Source organism: Avibacterium avium, assembly GCF_900454535.1.
Lineage (GTDB): Bacteria > Pseudomonadota > Gammaproteobacteria > Enterobacterales > Pasteurellaceae > Avibacterium > Avibacterium avium.
Map to the genome: position 1 here is coordinate 1,895,156 of NZ_UGSP01000001.1, position 20,426 is coordinate 1,915,581.

The 20,426-nt window shown below is 43.6% G+C and carries 13 protein-coding genes, 5 tRNA genes and 3 rRNA genes; 7 read left to right on the top strand and 14 right to left on the bottom strand.

What is annotated here, in order from left to right; all coding sequences use genetic code 11:
* The first annotated feature begins 77 nt into the window (after nucleotides 1–77).
* The 4 genes from DYC50_RS09160 to nrdB all read left to right on the top strand — a co-directional run bounded on the left by DYC50_RS09160 (nucleotide 78) and on the right by nrdB (nucleotide 6,883).
* Nucleotides 78–866, top strand: a complete 789-nt coding sequence (locus DYC50_RS09160; protein WP_035685113.1) for an SDR family oxidoreductase — start codon at nucleotides 78–80, stop codon at nucleotides 864–866.
* Nucleotides 867–935: 69 nt separating this feature from the next.
* Nucleotides 936–2,915 (top strand): exoribonuclease II, encoded by a 1,980-nt coding sequence (rnb, locus tag DYC50_RS09165; RefSeq protein WP_115249923.1) that lies wholly within the window; start codon nucleotides 936–938, stop codon nucleotides 2,913–2,915.
* A 419-nt stretch (nucleotides 2,916–3,334) separates the two neighbouring features.
* Nucleotides 3,335–5,605 carry a class 1a ribonucleoside-diphosphate reductase subunit alpha gene (nrdA, locus tag DYC50_RS09170; protein ID WP_115249924.1) on the top strand — a complete coding sequence of 757 codons (2,271 nt, stop codon included), beginning with the start codon at nucleotides 3,335–3,337 and terminating at the stop codon, nucleotides 5,603–5,605.
* 147 nt (nucleotides 5,606–5,752) lie between these two features.
* Complete coding sequence (gene nrdB, locus DYC50_RS09175; RefSeq protein ID WP_115249925.1) at nucleotides 5,753–6,883, top strand: class Ia ribonucleoside-diphosphate reductase subunit beta; 1,131 nt, start codon at nucleotides 5,753–5,755, stop codon at nucleotides 6,881–6,883.
* Between the two features lie 190 nt (nucleotides 6,884–7,073).
* Here nrdB and yfaE read toward each other — a convergent pair whose 3' ends face one another.
* The 10 genes from yfaE to rsmC all read right to left on the bottom strand — a co-directional run bounded on the left by yfaE (nucleotide 7,074) and on the right by rsmC (nucleotide 14,999).
* On the bottom strand, nucleotides 7,074–7,322 hold the full coding sequence (gene yfaE / locus DYC50_RS09180) for a class I ribonucleotide reductase maintenance protein YfaE (protein ID WP_115249926.1): 249 nt from the start codon (nucleotides 7,320–7,322) through the stop codon (nucleotides 7,074–7,076).
* Nucleotides 7,323–7,936: 614 nt separating this feature from the next.
* A 5S ribosomal RNA gene (rrf, locus tag DYC50_RS09185) occupies nucleotides 7,937–8,052 on the bottom strand.
* A 134-nt stretch (nucleotides 8,053–8,186) separates the two neighbouring features.
* Nucleotides 8,187–11,296, bottom strand: a 23S ribosomal RNA gene (locus DYC50_RS09190).
* Nucleotides 11,297–11,626: 330 nt separating this feature from the next.
* Nucleotides 11,627–11,702: transfer RNA gene (locus DYC50_RS09195), tRNA-Ala, on the bottom strand.
* 23 nt (nucleotides 11,703–11,725) lie between these two features.
* Nucleotides 11,726–11,802: transfer RNA gene (locus DYC50_RS09200), tRNA-Ile, on the bottom strand.
* 88 nt (nucleotides 11,803–11,890) lie between these two features.
* Nucleotides 11,891–13,431, bottom strand: a 16S ribosomal RNA gene (locus DYC50_RS09205).
* The 16S, 23S and 5S rRNA genes sit together here with 5 tRNA genes alongside, the layout of an rRNA operon.
* Before the next feature lie 155 nt (nucleotides 13,432–13,586).
* Nucleotides 13,587–13,663: transfer RNA gene (locus DYC50_RS09210), tRNA-Pro, on the bottom strand.
* An 8-nt stretch (nucleotides 13,664–13,671) separates the two neighbouring features.
* Nucleotides 13,672–13,747, bottom strand: a tRNA-His gene (locus tag DYC50_RS09215).
* Between the two features lie 22 nt (nucleotides 13,748–13,769).
* Nucleotides 13,770–13,846: transfer RNA gene (locus DYC50_RS09220), tRNA-Arg, on the bottom strand.
* Between the two features lie 160 nt (nucleotides 13,847–14,006).
* Entirely contained in the window at nucleotides 14,007–14,999 is a 993-nt protein-coding gene (gene rsmC, locus DYC50_RS09225; protein ID WP_115249927.1) for a 16S rRNA (guanine(1207)-N(2))-methyltransferase RsmC, read from the bottom strand.
* A gap of 129 nt (nucleotides 15,000–15,128) precedes the next feature.
* On the opposite strand from rsmC, the gene DYC50_RS09230 reads away from it, so the two are divergent.
* The 3 genes from DYC50_RS09230 to DYC50_RS09240 are packed head-to-tail and all read left to right on the top strand — an operon-like array spanning nucleotide 15,129 to nucleotide 16,882.
* Nucleotides 15,129–15,539, top strand: coding sequence for a DNA polymerase III subunit psi (locus tag DYC50_RS09230; RefSeq protein WP_115249928.1), 411 nt, complete (start codon nucleotides 15,129–15,131; stop codon nucleotides 15,537–15,539).
* Complete coding sequence (gene rimI, locus DYC50_RS09235; protein WP_115249929.1) at nucleotides 15,539–15,982, top strand: ribosomal protein S18-alanine N-acetyltransferase; 444 nt, start codon at nucleotides 15,539–15,541, stop codon at nucleotides 15,980–15,982. Before DYC50_RS09230 ends, rimI begins: the two co-directional genes overlap by 1 nt.
* Before the next feature lie 9 nt (nucleotides 15,983–15,991).
* Nucleotides 15,992–16,882, top strand: a complete 891-nt coding sequence (locus DYC50_RS09240; protein ID WP_115249930.1) for a DMT family transporter — start codon at nucleotides 15,992–15,994, stop codon at nucleotides 16,880–16,882.
* A gap of 28 nt (nucleotides 16,883–16,910) precedes the next feature.
* Here DYC50_RS09240 and DYC50_RS09245 read toward each other — a convergent pair whose 3' ends face one another.
* Genes DYC50_RS09245 through ispG form a run of 4 tightly spaced genes read right to left on the bottom strand, consistent with a single transcriptional unit; the run spans nucleotide 16,911 to nucleotide 20,410 of the window.
* Entirely contained in the window at nucleotides 16,911–17,348 is a 438-nt protein-coding gene (locus tag DYC50_RS09245) for a methyltransferase family protein (RefSeq protein WP_115249931.1), read from the bottom strand.
* A gap of 52 nt (nucleotides 17,349–17,400) precedes the next feature.
* Nucleotides 17,401–18,012, bottom strand: a complete 612-nt coding sequence (locus tag DYC50_RS09250; RefSeq protein WP_115249932.1) for a YfgM family protein — start codon at nucleotides 18,010–18,012, stop codon at nucleotides 17,401–17,403.
* Nucleotides 18,013–18,021: 9 nt separating this feature from the next.
* Nucleotides 18,022–19,293 (bottom strand): histidine--tRNA ligase, encoded by a 1,272-nt coding sequence (gene hisS / locus DYC50_RS09255; RefSeq protein ID WP_115249933.1) that lies wholly within the window; start codon nucleotides 19,291–19,293, stop codon nucleotides 18,022–18,024.
* Between the two features lie 10 nt (nucleotides 19,294–19,303).
* Nucleotides 19,304–20,410, bottom strand: a complete 1,107-nt coding sequence (ispG, locus tag DYC50_RS09260; RefSeq protein ID WP_103854016.1) for a flavodoxin-dependent (E)-4-hydroxy-3-methylbut-2-enyl-diphosphate synthase — start codon at nucleotides 20,408–20,410, stop codon at nucleotides 19,304–19,306.
* Between the last annotated feature and the right edge of the window lie 16 nt (nucleotides 20,411–20,426).

Here is a 20,426-nt window from a genome sequence, read left to right on the forward strand (position 1 = left end):
TTTCAGGTCAGCTTTGTATAAGAGCCACTTTTCCCTTATACTATGCACAATTTTTTCATCACAAATAGGAATAAAAAATGGGTTTCTTAACTGGTAAACGTATTTTAATTACAGGCTTAGCGAGTAATCGCTCTATCGCTTATGGGATTGCCGCGGCAATGAAACGTGAAGGTGCGGAACTGGCTTTCACTTATTTAAATGATAAATTAAAACCACGCGTAGAAGAATTTGCCAAAGAATTTGGCTCAGACATCATTCTTCCCCTTGATGTGGCGAGCGATGAAAATATCACTCACTGTTTTGCGGAATTAAGCAAACATTGGGAAAAATTTGATGGCTTTGTACACGCCATTGCGTTCGCACCGGGTGATCAGTTAGATGGCGATTATGTAAACGCTGCAACGCGCGAAGGTTTCCGCATTGCTCACGACATCAGCGCATACAGCTTTGTCGCAATGGCACAAGCAGCACGTCCTATGCTTAATCCAAATTCAGGCTTGGTAACACTCACCTACTTAGGTGCTGAGCGTGCAATTCCAAACTACAATGTGATGTGTTTAGCCAAAGCCTCATTAGAAGCCAGCACCCGTGTGATGGCTGCTGATTTAGGTAAAGACGGTATTCGTGTAAATGCGATTTCAGCTGGCCCAATCCGTACGCTCGCAGCATCTGGCATTAAAAACTTCAAGAAAATGTTGGCAACCTTTGAAAATACTGCGCCATTACGCCGTACAGTAACCATTGAAGATGTGGGTAATTCAGCGGCGTTCTTATGCTCTGATTTAGCTTCAGGGGTAACGGGTGAAGTGTTGCACGTTGATGCAGGTTTCAGCATTACCGCAATGAGCGAATTAGGTGCGGAATAATTTTAACTTTTACAAAAATAAGGCAGACCAATGCGTCTGCCTTTTGTCGTTTATTAAGAAAAAATAATTATGTTTCAAAATAACCCCTTACTTTCCCAATTAAAACAGCAAATTCGTGATAGCAAACCTGTGGTTGAAGGCGTGGTGCGCGGTTCAGACAAGGCATTCGGCTTTTTAGAAACGGAGAAAAAAAGCTATTTCATTCCCCCTGCTGCAATGAAAAAAGTGATGCACGGCGATAAAATCAAAGCGCGCATTGAAACCATTGGCGATAAAGAACAAGCCGAACCAGAAGAATTGCTCGAGCCAATGCTAACCCGTTTTATCGCCAAAGTGCGGTTCAATAAAGACAAAAAATTGCAAGTGTTGGTGGATCACCCACAGATCAATCAACCCATTGGCGCAAATAAAGCCAAAGCGGTAAGGGAGGATCTGCAAGAAGGCGATTGGGTGGTGGCAGAATTAAAAACGCACCCATTGCGTGATGATCGCTTTTTGTTCGCTCAAATCACACAGTTCATTTGCCAAAAAGACGATGAATTTGCCCCTTGGTGGGTAACCCTCGCGCGCCATCAGCAATCGCGCTACCCTGTTCAAGGGCAAGAAAGTTACACAATGCTCGATCAACAAACTCGTGAAGATTTGACCGCACTTCATTTCGTGACTATCGACAGTGAAAGTACGCAAGATATGGACGATGCGCTTTATATCGAAACCTTGGAAGAAAATGGACAAGCAGTGGGTTGGAAATTAGTGGTAGCGATTGCCGATCCAACCGCTTACATTGACGAGAATTCACTGATTGAACAAGAAGCCAAGCAGCGTTGTTTCACCAATTATCTGCCGGGTTTCAACATTCCAATGTTGCCGCGTGAGCTTTCTGATGAGCTTTGTTCCCTAATGGAAAATGAAGTGCGCCCCGCGTTGGTTTGCACCATTGAAATTGATCAACAAGGCAATATTCGTAACAAACCAGTTTTCCAATCCGCCAATGTACAATCTAAGGCGAAGTTGGCGTACAACAAGGTTTCAGATTATTTAGAACAACAAGAAAATGCGTGGCAGCCAGAAGATCCTGCCACGAAAAATCAAATTGATTTGCTACACCAATTCACCCTTGCGCGTATTCAATGGCGCAAAACCCACTCTTTATTATTTAAAGAAAAACCGGATTACAGCTTTAAATTAGCGGAAAACGGCAAAGTAGCGGAAATTGTGGCGGAATATCGTCGCATTGCGAACCAAATCGTGGAAGAATCAATGATCTTAGCTAATATTTGTGCCGCACAATATCTCAATGAAACGGCACAATGTGGCATTTTCAACACGCACAGCGGTTTTGATCAAAAAAACCTTGCGGCTGCACAGCAATTTCTTCTTTCACAATTAGCCAATGAAGAAAATGAAGCAGAACTCAAAGATCGTTATTCTAGCGAAAACTTGGCCACACTCGAAGGCTACTGCCGTATGCGCCACGATATTGAACCTATTGAAGGGGATTATCTTGAACTGCGCCTGCGCCGCTATCTCACTTTTGCTGAATTTAAAGCGGATCTTGCCCCGCACTTTGGTTTAGGGCTGGAAGGCTACGCCACTTGGACATCACCAATCCGTAAATATTCGGATATGGTCAATCATCGCTTAATCAAAGCGAGCCTGACCACTCAGCAATATCACAGACCAGCAGACGATGTGCTGCAACGCTTACAAGAAGCACGCCGTCAAAACCGTTTAATTGAACGAGATATTGCCGACTGGCTATACTGCCGTTATTTAGCCGACAAAGTGGAAAATAACCTGCAATTTGAAGCAGAAATCCAAGATGTTATGCGTGGTGGCTTGCGTGTGTTATTGTTAGAAAATGGCGCGTCAATGTTTATCCCCGCTTCCACTATTCACAATAACAAGGAAGAAATGCAGGTAAACCCAGACGAAATCGCCCTTTATATCAAAGGCGAAAAAGCCTATAAAATTGGTGATAAAATCCAAGTACAACTCACGGAAGTGAAAGAGGAAACAAGAAGTATTATCGGACAGGTTTTGGTTTAAACGCTTTCTCACCTGCTATATCAAACAAAATAGCCCCAACTCTCAAGATGGGGCTATTTTTAACTCAAATGCTCAACCAATTCTTTCATCATAGGGGATAAAAGTGCGGTTCAAATTTTGTGAGAATTTTTATTCGCTTCTTATCTAAGCAAATTTTAACCATTTATTTTGAGCCTATTTATTCTGCTAAAAACGCTAGTGGTCATACCCCAAATTGGTGCGCTCGCTGCTAAATTTTCCTTATTGAGATTTTTTCTTATTTATAAATAACTTAGTTTCTGTCAAGAATTTTGCCCAAAATAAGCAAAAATTTAGTGCTTGCAGTTTTGCTAAGAACACATTATCTTGTATCCCGTTTTCAATAAACCACTATATCTTGTGGTTTTGACAGATAATACTAACCAGTCGGAATCATTTCTATGAACAAAGCTATGATGGTCACCAAACGTGACGGAAAACAAGAACCCATCGATTTAGATAAAATTCACCGAGTGATTACTTGGGCAGCGGAAGGATTGGATAACGTTTCTGTTTCTCAAGTGGAATTGCGTTCCCACATTCAATTTTATGAAGGCATTCGCACTTCGGATATTCACGAAACCATTATTAAAGCAGCGGCAGATTTAATCAGCAAAGATACGCCTGATTATCAATATTTGGCTGCTCGCCTTGCGGTTTTCCATTTGCGTAAAAAAGCCTATGGGCATTTTGATCCACCGCGTTTGTATGATCACGTTAAGAAATTAGTGCGTTTAGGCAAATATGATCAAGCCTTGCTAACCGATTATAGCCGTGAAGAATGGGACGAAATGGACGGCTTTTTAGATCACTGGCGTGATATGACCTTCTCTTACGCGGCAGTCAAACAGCTTGAAGGCAAATATTTAGTACAAAACCGTGTAACGGGTGAAATTTATGAATCAGCCCAGTTCTTGTATATTTTGGTGGCGGCAAGCTTGTTCTCAAACTATCCTAAAGAAACGCGCTTAGACTATGTACGCCGTTTCTATGATGCCACATCAACATTTAAAATTTCTCTGCCTACTCCAATTATGGCAGGAGTGCGTACACCAACCCGTCAATTCAGTTCTTGTGTGTTAATTGAATGTGGCGATAGTTTAGATTCAATTAACGCCACGGCTTCTGCCATTGTGAAATATGTTTCACAACGTGCAGGAATTGGGGTAAATGCAGGGGCAATTCGTGCCTTAGGTAGCCAAATCCGTGGTGGTGAGGCGTTCCATACGGGCTGTATCCCATTCTATAAATACTTCCAAACTGCGGTGAAATCTTGTTCACAAGGTGGCGTGCGTGGTGGTGCGGCAACGGTTTATTATCCGATTTGGCACTTAGAAGTAGAAAGCCTGTTAGTGTTAAAAAATAACCGTGGTGTGGAAGATAACCGTGTTCGCCATATGGATTACGGCGTTCAGCTTAACAAATTAATGTATCAGCGCTTAATCAAAGGCGACGAAATCACCTTGTTTAGCCCGTCTGATGTGCCGGGTTTATATGAAGCATTCTTTGCCGATCAAGATGAATTTGAGCGTCTTTACACACAATATGAGCAAGATCCAAACATTCGTAAACGCAGCGTGAAAGGCGTTGAACTGTTCTCGCTATTAATGCAAGAACGTGCTTCAACAGGGCGTATTTATATTCAGAATGTGGATCACTGTAATACGCACTCACCATTTGATCCAAGCGTTGCGCCAGTGCGCCAATCTAACCTTTGTTTAGAAATTGCATTACCAACTAAGCCACTTTCTCATATCCACGATGAAGAAGGTGAAATTGCGCTCTGTACGCTTTCTGCTTTCAACTTAGGCGCGATTGAAAACCTTGATGAATTAGATGGGCTTGCGGATCTTGCTGTGCGTGCCTTAGATGCCCTATTAGATTATCAAGATTACCCTGTGATCGCGGCAGAACGTAGCTCTCTTGCGCGCCGTTCTTTAGGTATTGGGGTAATTAATTTCGCTTATTATTTAGCCAAAAATGGTGTACGTTATTCAGACGGCAGCGCTAACGACCTCACGCACCGCACCTTTGAGGCCATTCAATACTATTTATTGAAAGCTTCAATGAACCTTGCGAAAGAAATGGGCGCTTGTGAATATTTCGACCAAACCACTTATGCACAAGGCATTTTACCGATTGATACTTATAAGAAAGATGTGGATACGCTCACGCAAGAGCCATTACATTACGATTGGGAAAGCCTGCGCCAAGACATTAAAACCTTCGGCTTACGCAACTCAACACTCACAGCGCTTATGCCATCAGAAACCTCATCGCAGATTTCTAATGCAACTAACGGCATTGAGCCACCGCGTGGACACGTTAGCGTTAAAGCATCAAAAGATGGTATCCTAAAACAGGTTGTACCAGATTATGAAAATCTCAGTGAAAACTACGAATTATTATGGGACATTCCAAATAATGACGGTTATTTACATTTAGTAGGTATTATGCAGAAATTTATCGACCAATCGATTTCTGCCAACACCAACTACGATCCACAACGTTTTGAAGACGGTAAAGTGCCGATGAAAGTGTTGTTAAAAGATTTATTAACCGCTTACAAATACGGCGTGAAAACCCTTTACTACCAAAACACTCGTGATGGCGCAGAAGACAGCCAAGAAGATCTCAATGACGATTGCGCTGGCGGAGCTTGTAAAATCTAATTAACGAAATACAAAGTGCGGTAAAAAATTGAACAAATTTCTACCGCACTTTTGCTAAAACCCTAATAAATCTTTCTAAATTTCAACCCATTAATAAAATTTTTCGCTAAAATATGCCTTATTTTGGCAAAGTTTTAAGGAATAATTATGGCATACACCACTTTCTCACAAACCAAAAACGATCAACTCAAAGAGCCAATGTTCTTCGGGCAAAATGTCAACGTGGCACGTTACGATCAACAAAAATACGAAACCTTTGAAAAACTGATTGAAAAACAACTTTCTTTCTTCTGGCGTCCAGAAGAAGTGGACGTGTCGCAAGATCGCATTGACTATGCAGCACTGCCTGAACACGAAAAACATATTTTTATCAGTAACTTAAAGTATCAAACTCTGCTTGATTCTATTCAAGGTCGTAGCCCAAATGTAGCGCTATTGCCATTGGTTTCTATTCCTGAACTGGAAACCTGGATCGAAACTTGGACATTCTCTGAAACCATTCACAGCCGTTCATATACGCATATTATTCGTAATATCGTCAATGATCCGTCTATCGTTTTTGATGATATTGTAACTAACGAAGAAATAATCAAACGTGCGAAAGACATCTCCGCCTATTACGATGATTTAATCCGCGATAGCCAGCTTTACAGCCTTTATGGTGAAGGCACTTACACCGTGGACGACAAAGAATGTGTCGTCACCCTGCGCAATCTGAAAAAACAACTTTACCTCTGCTTAATGAGCGTAAACGCCTTAGAAGCCATTCGTTTCTATGTGTCTTTCGCCTGCTCTTTCGCCTTTGCTGAACGCAAACTGATGGAAGGTAACGCGAAAATCATCAAATTTATCGCTCGCGATGAAGCCTTACATTTAACCGGCACTCAACACATTCTAAACATTATGGCAGCAGGGCAAGATGATCCTGAAATGGCCGAAATCGCCGAAGAATGTAAGCAAGAAGCCTATGAACTTTTCCTAGCTGCCGCGGAACAAGAGAAAGAATGGGCTGATTATTTATTCAAAGATGGTTCAATGATCGGCTTAAATAAAGATATTTTAGTGCAATATGTGGAATACATCACCAATATCCGTATGCAAGCAGTCGGCTTACCATTGCCATTTGAAGCGCGTTCAAACCCAATCCCTTGGATCAACGCGTGGTTAGTGTCTGACAATGTACAAGTCGCCCCACAAGAAGTGGAAGTGAGTTCTTATCTTGTGGGTCAAATTGATTCAAAAGTCGATACCAGCGATTTCGGGGATTTTGATCTGTAATAAATTTATGGAAAATTCTGACCGCACTTTTAGATAACTAAAAGTGCGGTTATTTTTTTCTTTGTTTTTTAGATTGCGCTTTAAGTTTAATTGAACGCTTTTTCTTTGACGTTGATAAGTTCCATTTTTCTAAAATTTTATTTTCATTCGGGCAATTTACACGGGGAGTAAAACGGTTAAAGTTTTTACCTCATAACTCCAACTCCAAATCACTTTCCACTTGGCAGCAGCAAAGTAGCACTTCGTTTTCATTTACAAAAGCAAGTGGTGGTTCATTATAACGAACGTTACCCTTTTTTATTTTTGTGCGACAAGCGCCGCAATAACCCGAACGGCACTGATATTCTGGATAAATGCCGTTGATTTCTAATTTTTGTAGTAACGACATTTCGTTGTGGTGTTCAAGGATGATGTTTTGGTTTAATAGGATGATTTTCATTTTTTAAAGTGGAATATTGAAATAATCGTATTTGAGTGAAATTCTTTTTTTTTGCGATAATTTCTTTTTTCTTTGGGATTAATAACGAGTTTCGCTCGTTGAGCGACCTACTTTCTTTTGCTTGCTCAAAAGAAAGTAGGCAAAGAAAAAAGCACCCGACTAAATTGCTTATCTTCACTTTTAACAAATTTTCTTAACGAAAAGCAAGCCCATACTCGCTACGCTGCCTTCAGGCGTTACTTTTCTAAAAATTTTATTGAAATGAAGGCAATTTACACGGGGTTAAATGATTGTGAGATTCCCAATTCTAAAAGGCTCAAGGAATAAATTCATTGCTCAACACGTTAATAGTAACGCAAATAGATGAGATATTAGATGCGTAAAAGCGCGGTGGTTTTTTATCAGATTTTTGATGATTATATGTTGTGGATAGATTTAGTCTATTCTAGCCTGGTAAGATTTTAATGAGCGGCTTTGATGATTACCAAAAAATAAATGAATAGGAATAGAAAGCCATTCAATTTATAAATACTTTATTAATACGACAAATAATAAACAACAAAAATAAAAAAACGCCATTGAGTTCCCTCAATGACGTTCTTCTTTCATTCAAAACCTGGCGGTGTCCTACTCTCACATGGGGATTCCCCACACTACCATCGGCGTTACAGCGTTTCACTTCTAAGTTCGGCATGGATTTAGGTGGGTCCACTGCACTAGCGCCGCCAAGATAATTCTTTAGATTCTTTATATCTTTTCTCTTAGTCGATAACTTCGCTTATTTCTATTCCATTATCCGACTAAGTGTTTTTATTCTTACTCTTTCTTTCCAATCAAAAACAAGCCAAAACCCTTGAGCGTTGTATAGTTAAGCCTCTCGGGCAATTAGTACTGGTTAGCTCAACGGCTCACACCGCTTACACACCCAGCCTATCTACGTCTTAGTCTCAAACAACCCTTACAGTCTTATAGACTGGGAGAACTCATCTCAAGGCAAGTTTCGTGCTTAGATGCTTTCAGCACTTATCTCTTCCGCATTTAGCTACCCAGCTGTGCCTCTGGCGAGACAACTGGTACACCAGTGATGCGTCCACTCCGGTCCTCTCGTACTAGGAGCAGCCCCTCTCAATTCTCCAACGCCCACGGCAGATAGGGACCGAACTGTCTCACGACGTTCTAAACCCAGCTCGCGTACCACTTTAAATGGCGAACAGCCATACCCTTGGGACCTACTTCAGCCCCAGGATGTGATGAGCCGACATCGAGGTGCCAAACACCGCCGTCGATATGAACTCTTGGGCGGTATCAGCCTGTTATCCCCGGAGTACCTTTTATCCGTTGAGCGATGGCCCTTCCATTCAGAACCACCGGATCACTATGACCTGCTTTCGCACCTGCTCGACTTGTCTGTCTCGCAGTTAAGCTTGCTTATACCATTGCACTAACCTGACGATGTCCGACCGTCATTAGCAAACCTTCGTGCTCCTCCGTTACGCTTTGGGAGGAGACCGCCCCAGTCAAACTACCCACCAGACACTGTCCGAACACCCGTTTCAGGCGCTTCGTTAGAACATCAAACGTTAAAGGGTGGTATTTCAACAACGACTCCACGATAACTGGCGTTACCGCTTCATAGTCTCCCACCTATCCTACACATCAAAATTCAAGGTTCAGTGTCAAGCTATAGTAAAGGTTCACGGGGTCTTTCCGTCTAGCCGCGGGTACACCGCATCTTCACGGCGATTTCAATTTCACTGAGTCTCGGGTGGAGACAGCCTGGCCATCATTATGCCATTCGTGCAGGTCGGAACTTACCCGACAAGGAATTTCGCTACCTTAGGACCGTTATAGTTACGGCCGCCGTTTACTGGGGCTTCGATCAGGAGCTTCTCTTTCGATTACACCATCAATTAACCTTCCAGCACCGGGCAGGCATCACACCCTATACGTCCACTTTCGTGTTTGCAGAGTGCTGTGTTTTTAATAAACAGTTGCAGCCAGCTGGTATCTTCGACTGGTTCATGCTCCATCCGTAAAGAACTTCACACTACGCCAGCGCACCTTCTCCCGAAGTTACGGTGCTATTTTGCCTAGTTCCTTCACCCGAGTTCTCTCAAGCGCCTGAGTATTCTCTACCTGACCACCTGTGTCGGTTTTCAGTACGGTTTAGATAAACCTGAAGCTTAGTGGCTTTTCCTGGAAGTGTGGTATCAATTACTTCAGCACCTTAGTGCCTCGTCATCATCTCTCAGTGTTTACAGTGAACCGGATTTGCCTAGTCCACCCACCTACCAACTTAAACGTACATCTCCAACAGTACGCTAACCTAACCTACTCCGTCCCCACATCGCAGTTTATCCAAGTACGGGAATATTAACCCGTTTCCCATCGACTACGCTTTTCAGCCTCGCCTTAGGGGCCGACTCACCCTGCCCCGATTAACGTTGGACAGGAACCCTTGGTCTTCCGGCGAACGGGTTTTTCACCCGTTTTATCGTTACTTATGTCAGCATTCGCACTTGTGATACGTCCAGCAAACCTCTCAATTCACCTTCTTCCGCTTACACAACGCTCCCCTACCCAACAGGCGTATCACTAATATCCCTCTTCGATTCTTTGCCATTACACTCAACGTGTTTTTCGCTTTACCCACTTGCTTCGCAAGGGGTAATCGTTAAGGCGTATTAGTGATACGCCTGATGCCGCAGCTTCGGTACTATATTTTAGCCCCGTTACATCTTCCGCGCAGGCCGACTCGACTAGTGAGCTATTACGCTTTCTTTAAATGGTGGCTGCTTCTAAGCCAACATCCTAGCTGTCTAAGCCTTCCCACTTCGTTTCCCACTTAATATAGATTTTGGGACCTTAGCTGGCGGTCTGGGTTGTTTCCCTCTCCACGACGGACGTTAGCACCCGCCGTGTGTCTCCTGAGTATCACTCTTCGGTATTCGGAGTTTGCATCGGTTTGGTAACCCGGGATGGGCCCCTAGCCGAAACAGTGCTCTACCCCCAAAGGTGTCCGCTCAAGGCTCTACCTAAATAGATTTCGGGGAGAACCAGCTATCTCCCGGTTTGATTGGCCTTTCACCCCCAGCCACAGGTCATCCGCTAATTTTTCAACATTAGTCGGTTCGGTCCTCCAGTTAGTGTTACCCAACCTTCAACCTGCCCATGGCTAGATCACCGGGTTTCGGGTCTATACCTTGCAACTCAACGCCCAGTTAAGACTCGGTTTCCCTTCGGCTCCCTTATTCAGTTAACCTCGCTACAAAATATAAGTCGCTGACCCATTATACAAAAGGTACGCAGTCACCCCATCATTAAGCCCCCTCTGTTTGATTTCTTTGGGTTGGACTTCACTGCGTGAAGTCAACCGCACTTCCAACAAAAGGTGTGCTACTCATCATCGGAGCCTTTGGCTTAATGATGGGGCTCCCACTGCTTGTACGTACAGGGTTTCAGGTTCTATTTCACTCCCCTCACCGGGGTTCTTTTCGCCTTTCCTTCACAGTACTGGTTCACTATCGGTCAATCAGGAGTATTTAGCCTTGGAGGATGGTCCCCCCATCTTCAGACAGGATTCCTCGTGTCCCGCCCTACTTCTCGTAAGCTTAGTACCACAGCCTGGATTTTAAATACGGGGCTATCACCCTGTGTCGCTTGCCTTCCCAGACAATTCTTTTATCTCTGCTGCTATCACTCACTGGCTACTCCGCTTTCGCTCGCCGCTACTCACAGAATCTCGGTTGATTTCTTTTCCTCGGGGTACTTAGATGTTTCAGTTCTCCCGGTTCGCCTTACGAGGCTATTTTATTCACCTCGCAATGATAGGCTCTTCGCCTATCGGGTTTCCCCATTCGGACATCGTGGGTTAAACGCTTCTTATCAACTCACCCACGCTTTTCGCAGATTAGCACGTCCTTCATCGCCTCTGATTGCCAAGGCATCCGCCCTGTACGCTTTCTCACTTAACTATACAACCTCAAGGATTTTTCCCCGAAGCTGTTCTCTCGTTGAGAACGCTTACTTGCTTTTGTTCAAGTAAGTCTTTTTACTCAGACTTTTTCAATTTAATAAGAAAATGGAATGATTACTCCCCCACTCCCTCATCAGCTTGAAAGTCTCTTCAGTTTTCAGCTTGTTTTTATATTGTTAAAGAGCAAATTAGATATGACGCTTTGCGTCTTATCATTACTAAATTCTTTCTACTTCCTTTCTTTCCACGCTATCTTCTAAAATTAGAAACTAGACTTAGATGTTTAAGAGAATTAAGGTAATTAATTTAAAAGAACTTACTAATGATTTGGTGGAGATAAGCGGGATCGAACCGCTGACCTCCTGCGTGCAAGGCAGGCGCTCTCCCAGCTGAGCTATATCCCCAATCATTCCCCGCATCACTTGAGTGGTGGGTCTGAGTGGACTTGAACCACCGACCTCACCCTTATCAGGGGTGCGCTCTAACCACCTGAGCTACAGACCCTCAAGGATTCGGGTTATTCTTCATTTGCTATTTATTGTCTAACATCAATCATCACAATCTGTGTGAGCACTCATCTATCCAGTCTTAGTAAGGAGGTGATCCAACCGCAGGTTCCCCTACGGTTACCTTGTTACGACTTCACCCCAGTCATGAATCATACCGTGGTAAACGCCCCCCTTGCGGTTAAGCTATCTACTTCTGGTACAACCCACTCCCATGGTGTGACGGGCGGTGTGTACAAGGCCCGGGAACGTATTCACCGCGACATTCTGATTCGCGATTACTAGCGATTCCGACTTCATGGAGTCGAGTTGCAGACTCCAATCCGGACTTAGATGCACTTTCTGAGATTCGCTCACCCTCGCAGGCTCGCACCCCTCTGTATGCACCATTGTAGCACGTGTGTAGCCCTACTCGTAAGGGCCATGATGACTTGACGTCATCCCCACCTTCCTCCAGTTTATCACTGGCAGTCTCCTTTGAGTTCCCACCCGAAGTGCTGGCAACAAAGGATAAGGGTTGCGCTCGTTGCGGGACTTAACCCAACATTTCACAACACGAGCTGACGACAGCCATGCAGCACCTGTCTCTAAGCTCCCGAAGGCACTCCCGTATCTCTACAGGATTCTTAGGATGTCAAGAGTAGGTAAGGTTCTTCGCGTTGCATCGAATTAAACCACATGCTCCACCGCTTGTGCGGGCCCCCGTCAATTCATTTGAGTTTTAACCTTGCGGCCGTACTCCCCAGGCGGTCGATTTATCACGTTAGCTACGGGCACCAAGCTTAAAGCCCAATCCCCAAATCGACAGCGTTTACAGCGTGGACTACCAGGGTATCTAATCCTGTTTGCTCCCCACGCTTTCGCACATGAGCGTCAGTATCTCCCCAAGGGGCTGCCTTCGCCTTCGGTATTCCTCCACATCTCTACGCATTTCACCGCTACACGTGGAATTCTACCCCTCCCTAAAGTACTCTAGTAACCCAGTCTGAAATGCAATTCCCAAGTTAAGCTCGGGGCTTTCACATCTCACTTAAGTCACCGCCTGCGTGCCCTTTACGCCCAGTTATTCCGATTAACGCTCGCACCCTCCGTATTACCGCGGCTGCTGGCACGGAGTTAGCCGGTGCTTCTTCTGTGGCTAACGTCAAACAGTAGTGCTATTAACACTACCGCCTTCCTCACCACCGAAAGAACTTTACAACCCGAAGGCCTTCTTCATTCACGCGGCATGGCTGCGTCAGGGTTCCCCCCATTGCGCAATATTCCCCACTGCTGCCTCCCGTAGGAGTCTGGGCCGTGTCTCAGTCCCAGTGTGGCTGGCCATCCTCTCAGACCAGCTAGAGATCGCAGGCTTGGTGAGCCTTTACCTCACCAACTACCTAATCCCACTTGGGCTCATCTTATAGCAGGTGGCTAAACGTCCCACCCTTTAATCTCTCGATTCTATGCGGTATTAGCCATCGTTTCCAATGGTTATCCCCCTCCATAAGCCAGATTCCCAAGCATTACTCACCCGTCCGCCACTCGTCAGCGTCGAAAGCAAGCTTTCAACCCGTTACCGTTCGACTTGCATGTGTTAAGCCTGCCGCCAGCGTTCAATCTGAGCCATGATCAAACTCTTCAGTTTAATCTTTCTCAATTCGTACACTAACAAAGCTCTGTGATTTCATTTAAAATCACTATGAATTTCAGTTAAGCACTAATTGTTCTAAATCTTTTAAATTTTTCCAGAATCAACAAGTGCCCACACAGATTGTCTGATTGATTGTTAAAGAGCAAAAGTGGTCGGCGAGATAGGATTTGAACCTACGACCCACTGGTCCCAAACCAGTTGCGCTACCAAGCTGCGCTACTCGCCGACAGAAATTGGGGTGGCTAATGGGACTTGAACCCACGACAACCGGAATCACAATCCGGGGCTCTACCAACTGAGCTATAGCCACCATTGTTGTATTGCATTGACTCTGGCGCGCTCGACAAGATTCGAACTTGCGACCTTTGGCTCCGGAGGCCAACGCTCTATCCAACTGAGCTACGAACGCGTTTTATATCTCACTGCGTCGTTGCGGGGCGTATATTAAGAGTTTCCCAATCCCTTGTCTAGCATTTTTTTTATTTTTTTTATTAAGTGATATTTTTTTGTTCACTATGAATAAAAAACATTACATTTATGGCGATTTTTATAACGAAATCCTATTTTTCTTAATAAAAAGTCGAATAAACTTTAAATTTATTGGTTTTGGCTAACACCTGATGCGAGCCAAAATGCTGATCCAACAAATCTGCATAAGGTAAGAAAGCATTAGCAACAATGCGTAACTCGCCCCCTTCGTTTAAATGCCATTTGGCTTGCTGGATAAGCTCAGACACTGCGCGAAATGCGGTATCCACGCCATCGTGAAAAGGCGGGTTAGAAATAATCAAGTCAAACTTGCCTTCTATTTGTGAAAACACATTGCTTGCTAACACATCAGCTTCAAGCTGATTTTCTGCCAAAGTACGCTCTGCAGAAGCGATAGCTAAAGCGTGAATATCCGTCATCACAAGATTCACACTTGGATTATGCTGTTTAATATAGCTTCCAATCACACCTGCGCCACAGCCCATATCTAGCACACGACCTTTGATCGGGCGATCTAATGTAGAAAGCAATAATGCCGTTCCCACATCTAATTCCGCTGCACTAAAGACTCCCGGCAAGCTAAAAATCGTCAAATCACCAAGTTGCGCGTGCTGATAAGATTTCCAATATTTGGCTAAATCAAAGTGCGGTGGATTTTTCAAACAAAAATGATAAAGTCCACAACGTCTTGCGCTATCAATTTTGCCAATTTCGCCGAAAGGGGAAAGCATTTTTTCCGCTGAACGTACACCGCTGCGATTTTCACCAATAATCAACACTTCTTGCTCAGGCGCGCATTGTGATAAAAGCCGCATTAATTGCAGCTGATTTTCTTGTTTGTTTTTTGTCCAATAATAAACGATTAAATCGGCCTTTGGCACAAAATCTACGGAAAAATCCACCGCACTTTTGTTTTCGGCATAGTCAAAATACCACGTCCAGCAATGGACTGATTGCGCGTTGTTGCGTAATTGCTGTGGAAAATCATCATTCAATGCCCCAGCAAATAATACATTTCGATTTTCAAATAAAGAAAGATGGCGTTCTAGCACTTGGCTTTCAGGTGAAATCACGGGTTTATCCTATCTAATAAATAATAAAGTGGCATTTTACTGAGATTAAATCACAAAACACAATGAAAATTTGCCCACATTTTGAGAAATGTTTACAATGACGCAATTTAGTTCATCAATCATCATTTTATGAAACGGCATCAACTTCTGTTACAAGAAATGGGGCTTTCCCAATGGCAACTGGTGCGCCCTGAAAGTTTGCAAGGCGTGGTAAATATTCCTATTGATGAGCAGGTGCGGTTGGTGATCATTAGCGAAACCGAAAATCTCCCTACGCCGTTATTAGAAGATATTTTGCGCAGCTTAGATCTAAAGCAAAATGAATATTTAGCAATCCATTTTGATTTTATCCCCCATTTGCACGTCAGCCACGAAGTGCATTATTGGCTATTAAGTGAAAATTCTGAAAAAATCCACCGCACTTTACCTTATTGTCAAAAAGCGTTGAGTCAATGGCATTCACCAGACTGGAAAACCTTTATGGCAAGCCCACAAGAAAAACGTAAATTATGGCAACAAATTCAAGGAATTAACCCATAATGGTAAAAATCTCCCCTATTCTACCTCAGGATTTTGATCGATTATTTGAGATCGAACAGCAGGCGCATCTTGTGCCTTGGTCATTAGGTACATTAAAAAATAATCAAGGCGAGCGTTATTTCAATTTAAAATTGGAGAAAGATCAACGTATTATCGGCTTTGCTATTTGCCAAAAAGTGCTTGATGAAGCGACTCTGTTCAACCTTGCCATTGATCCAGCTTATCAAGGGCAAGGCTTAGGAAAGCAATTATTGCATTCGTTAATTGATGAATTGCGTGGACAGGGCATTTTGACGTTATGGTTAGAAGTGCGTCAATCCAATGAAATTGCGCAAAAACTTTATCTACAATGCGGCTTTAACGAAGTGGATATTCGCAAAAATTATTATCCAACGTTAGACGGTGGACGAGAAAACGCCGTGGTTATGGCGTGCTATTTATAAGGAACAACAATGTTAGAACGTTATCGTGGGGAAATTATCCTTTTATTTGTGACCATTTCGGCCGCCATTGGCTGGTTCTTTTCAAAATATGCCATTGATGCTTTGCCCTCGGTAGGATTTATCGGCTTGCGGTTTTTTCTTGCTGCACTGGTTTTTCTGCCCTTTGCTTACGTTCACTTACGCCGTTTAAACCGCCAGCAAGTGATAAGTGCGGTGCTAATTGGTGGTGTTTTTGCGGTTTTTCTTGGCGTTTGGATTTTAGCCATCACCAATAATACCAATTTCGGTGAAGGCGCGTTTCTTACCAGTTTGTCAATGTTGATCGCACCGTTGCTGGCTTGGATCGTGTTTAAACAAAAACCACAATCGAGCTTTTGGCTCTGTTTACCCATTGCGGTTTTAGGCTTGTACTTTCTTGCCTTAGGCAACAATGGATTTGATCTTTCTTCCGATAACAGCCTGTATTTGCTCACTTCATTATTGGCTGCTAGCTATTTTGTGCTTAATCATCATTATGCGCGCCATATTCCCGTGTTGCCACTCACCACCATTCAGCTCGCTATGGTTGGAATTTTATGTGGTTTGTATTCAATGTTTGTGGAAACTTGGCCTGCGAATATTCCCAATGAAACTTGGGGCTGGTTGGCTGCTAGCGTGTTGATCGCCACCAATTTCCGCTTTTTACTGCAAACGCTCGGGCAGAAATATTCCAGTGTCGGTAATGCCGCATTAATTATGCTGCTTGAGCCGGTATGGACGCTGTTTTTGAGTATGCTAATTTTCCACGAGCCACTCACCCCCCATAAGGCACTAGGCTGCGGCTTAATTTTTATTGCCTTAATTTTCTACCGTTTGCCGAAAGAAAAAGTGAAACAGTTTTTGCGTAGAAAAAAATGCTAAAAAATGACCGCACTTTCTGTACGGTGAGTTATATCCAGCGTCTAACCTGCTGGCAATATTGTTGATAGTCTTTGCCGAAAAGCCGTAGTAGAACTTGTTCTTCTTGCTTAATTTGAAATTGGTTCATAATGAGAACAAAGAAGATCAGCCCAAAAATTGCCAGCCCATTGCCTAGCCATAAAAACCAGCTGAGTAAAATCAACCATAAACTAAGATACATCGGATTGCGGCTAAACGCATAAATGCCTGTTGTGATAAGCTGCGAAGTTTTTTCTACCGACAGCGGACTGATCGTGGTTTTAGCTTGATGAAATTGCCAAAGGCTACAAATGGCGATAAGGCTTGCCAGCAACAATATCGGCAAAATAACTAATCGCGAAAGATGAAACACGCCAAAAGCAGGAAGAAGATACATTCCGCCCGCACAAGCAAGAAAAACAATAGGCGGTGGTAAAATTATTTTCATTTCATTATTCCAATAAAAAAGGCCTACATTATGCTGTAAGCCTTTTAAAAAATTATAAATTATTCAACCGCACTTGGATTAAATCCGTTTCCACTGGGCTGGCATTTTTTAGCCCTTGTTCAAAACTGGCTTTGGCACTTTCTTTATCGCCTTTTGCAAGTTGAATATCGCCTTTTAATAAGAATGCCGCGCTGTTCCACGCGTCCCCTTTAACTTGATCAAGCGAAGCTAAAGCATTATCAAATTGCTGCTGTTGGAACTGCACGGCGGCCAAGCGTAATGCACTGACCGAACGCAAAATGTCATCATCTGCATTGGCTAAGGCTTGTTTTAATAAATTTTCGGCTTGCGCGAAATCTTGTTTTTGCACAGAAATACTGGCGGCATCTAATAAGGCAAATACGGCATAAGCAGTTTTGTCATTGCTTTGTGCGAATTGTTCTACGCTCGCCACATTCGCTTTATCCGCCTGAAATTGGCTCACAAGCTGTTCATATTGTGCTGAACGTTGTTGATTTTGTGCAATTTGATGAGATTGCCAATAACGCCAACCAAAAACACCTGCAAGAGTTAGTACAAAAATGGCAACAACCAATTTGCCATTTTCTTTCCACCACGTTTTCAGTTCATTCAGTTCTTGTTCTTCTTCAATGGTATAAGCCATAGTTTTTCCTTATTCAAATATATTTTTAAAAAAATCTACCACATCAGCTTGCGCTAAAACTTGCTGTTCGCCACCAAGCAAATCTTTGACCACCACTTGCTGATTTTGTGCTTCACTTTCACCAATAACAAGGGCAAATTTGGCGCCCACTTTATCTGCGCGCTTAAACTGTTTCTTGAAATTTCCGCCGCTACAATGTGTCATTGTGCGTAAGTGCGGTAAATCTGTGCGAAGTTTTTCAGCCAATTGGAAAGCCGGCAAAGTTGTGCCTTCTCCCGTATGAACCACATAAATATCCACCGCTCTTGGTAGGTCAATATGCTGATTCACTTCTTGCACCAATAATACTAAACGCTCTAAGCCCATTGCAAAGCCAACACCTGTGGTGGCGTGCCCACCAAGCTGTTCAACCAAGCCATCATAACGGCCACCACCGCACACTGTGCCTTGTGCGCCAAGAGCGCTGGTTACCCATTCAAACACAGTTTTGTTGTAATAATCCAAACCACGCACTAATTTTGGATTCACTTCATAAGCAATCCCCATTGCATCAAGCAAGGCACATAGCTGAGCGAAATGCTCGCGACTTTCTTCATCAAGGTAATCTAATAATTTAGGCGCGTCGTTTAGCACTTGTTGCAGGGCTTGATTTTTGCTGTCTAAAATCCGTAATGGATTTTTTTCTAAGCGTTCTTTTTCTTCTTCACTAAGCAAATCAATGTGCTGTTGTAAAAAAGCAACGAGTGCCGAACGATAATTTTTGCGTGCTTCTAAAGAGCCGATAGAATTGAGTTGTAAGCTAACGTGTTGATCGATACCAAGTTCTTTCCACAAGCGAGCCGTTAATAAAATGAGTTCCGCATCAATTTCTGGATTGGCGATCCCAAACACTTCCACGCCTGCTTGATGGAATTGACGATAACGGCCTTTCTGCGGACGTTCGTGGCGGAACATTGGCCCGAGATACCACAAACGTTGCTCATTATTATAGATCCAGCCGTGTTCAATGGCAGCGCGTACGCAACCTGCCGTCCCTTCAGGGCGAAGGGTAAGCTGTTCATCATTATCCCAAAAGGTGTACATTTCTTTAGAAACCACATCGGTAACTTCACCAATGGCGCGTGCAAAAAGCGGGGTGCTTTCCACAATCGGCATACGTACTTCAGAATAACCATAACTTTGTAAAACATTACGAACCTTGCTTTCCACCCATTGCCACAACGGGCTTTCCGTTGGGGAACAATCATTCATTCCACGAATTGCTTGAATTGTTTTCGCCACAATATTTTCCTTAAATAATTCGATTTTTTGGATCTTGTTGTGCCACTTTAGCACGAATCTTTGCTTCTAATTGATTGATTAAATCTTCATTATCAAAACGTTCTTTTTGGCGTTCGCCATCAACATAATAACCGCTTTTCTTGTTGCCACCCGTAACGCCAAGATCTGATACCAGTGCTTCGCCCGGCCCATTCACCACGCAGCCAATGATTGATACGTCCATTGGTGTGATGATGTCTTCAAGGCGCTGTTCAAGGGCATTCACCGTGCCGATCACGTCAAATTCTTGACGAGAACAAGTTGGGCAAGCAATAAAATTAATCCCGCGCGAACGAATACGCAAGGATTTCAAAATATCAAACCCCACTTTAATTTCTTCTACGGGATCAGCCGCTAACGAAACGCGCAAAGTATCGCCAATGCCTTCGGCCAATAACATTCCTAAGCCAACGGCGGATTTGACCGCCCCTGCTCTTGCGCCACCAGCTTCAGTGATCCCTAAATGCAGCGGCTGTTTGATCGCTTTTGCCAATAAACGGTAACTTTCTACCGCAAGGAAAACATCAGACGCTTTCACGCTCACTTTAAATTGATCGAAGTTAAGACGGTCAAGGATCTCAACGTGGCGTAAGGCGCTTTCTAGTAAGGCTTCGGGCGTAGGTTCACCAAATTTCTCTTGAATATCACGCTCCAAAGAGCCTGCATTGACACCGATACGAATAGGAATATTCTTATCTTTGGCACAATCCACCACGGCACGAATACGATCTTCACGCCCGATATTACCGGGGTTAATACGCAAACAATCCACGCCATATTCAGCCACTTTCAAGGCAATTCGATAATCAAAATGAATATCTGCCACCAATGGTACATTCACTTGTTGCTTGATTAATTTGAAGGCTTCTGCGGCGTCCATTGTTGGTACAGAAACGCGCACGATGTCTGCACCGACACGCTCAAGGGCTTTAATTTGTGCGACTGTGGCTTCTACGTCTGTGGTGCGCGTGTTAGTCATAGATTGCACTGCAATCGGCGCATCACCACCCACTGGCACGTTGCCTACATAAATTTTTGTCGATTCACGACGTTTAATATTCGGTTTAAATGACGACATTGCTATCTCTTTGTAA

Excerpts from the sequence above, each read along its gene's own strand:
- DYC50_RS09160 (WP_035685113.1), top strand. The coding sequence starts at position 78 with ATGGGTTTCTTAACTGGTAAACGTATTTTAATTACAGGCTTAGCGAGT.
- rnb (WP_115249923.1), top strand. The coding sequence starts at position 936 with ATGTTTCAAAATAACCCCTTACTTTCCCAATTAAAACAGCAAATTCGT.
- nrdA (WP_115249924.1), top strand. The coding sequence starts at position 3,335 with ATGAACAAAGCTATGATGGTCACCAAACGTGACGGAAAACAAGAACCC.
- nrdB (WP_115249925.1), top strand. The coding sequence starts at position 5,753 with ATGGCATACACCACTTTCTCACAAACCAAAAACGATCAACTCAAAGAG.
- yfaE (WP_115249926.1), bottom strand. The coding sequence starts at position 7,322 with ATGAAAATCATCCTATTAAACCAAAACATCATCCTTGAACACCACAAC.
- DYC50_RS09230 (WP_115249928.1), top strand. The coding sequence starts at position 15,129 with ATGAAACGGCATCAACTTCTGTTACAAGAAATGGGGCTTTCCCAATGG.
- rimI (WP_115249929.1), top strand. The coding sequence starts at position 15,539 with ATGGTAAAAATCTCCCCTATTCTACCTCAGGATTTTGATCGATTATTT.
- DYC50_RS09240 (WP_115249930.1), top strand. The coding sequence starts at position 15,992 with ATGTTAGAACGTTATCGTGGGGAAATTATCCTTTTATTTGTGACCATT.
- DYC50_RS09245 (WP_115249931.1), bottom strand. The coding sequence starts at position 17,348 with ATGAAAATAATTTTACCACCGCCTATTGTTTTTCTTGCTTGTGCGGGC.
- DYC50_RS09250 (WP_115249932.1), bottom strand. The coding sequence starts at position 18,012 with ATGGCTTATACCATTGAAGAAGAACAAGAACTGAATGAACTGAAAACG.
- ispG (WP_103854016.1), bottom strand. The coding sequence starts at position 20,410 with ATGTCGTCATTTAAACCGAATATTAAACGTCGTGAATCGACAAAAATT.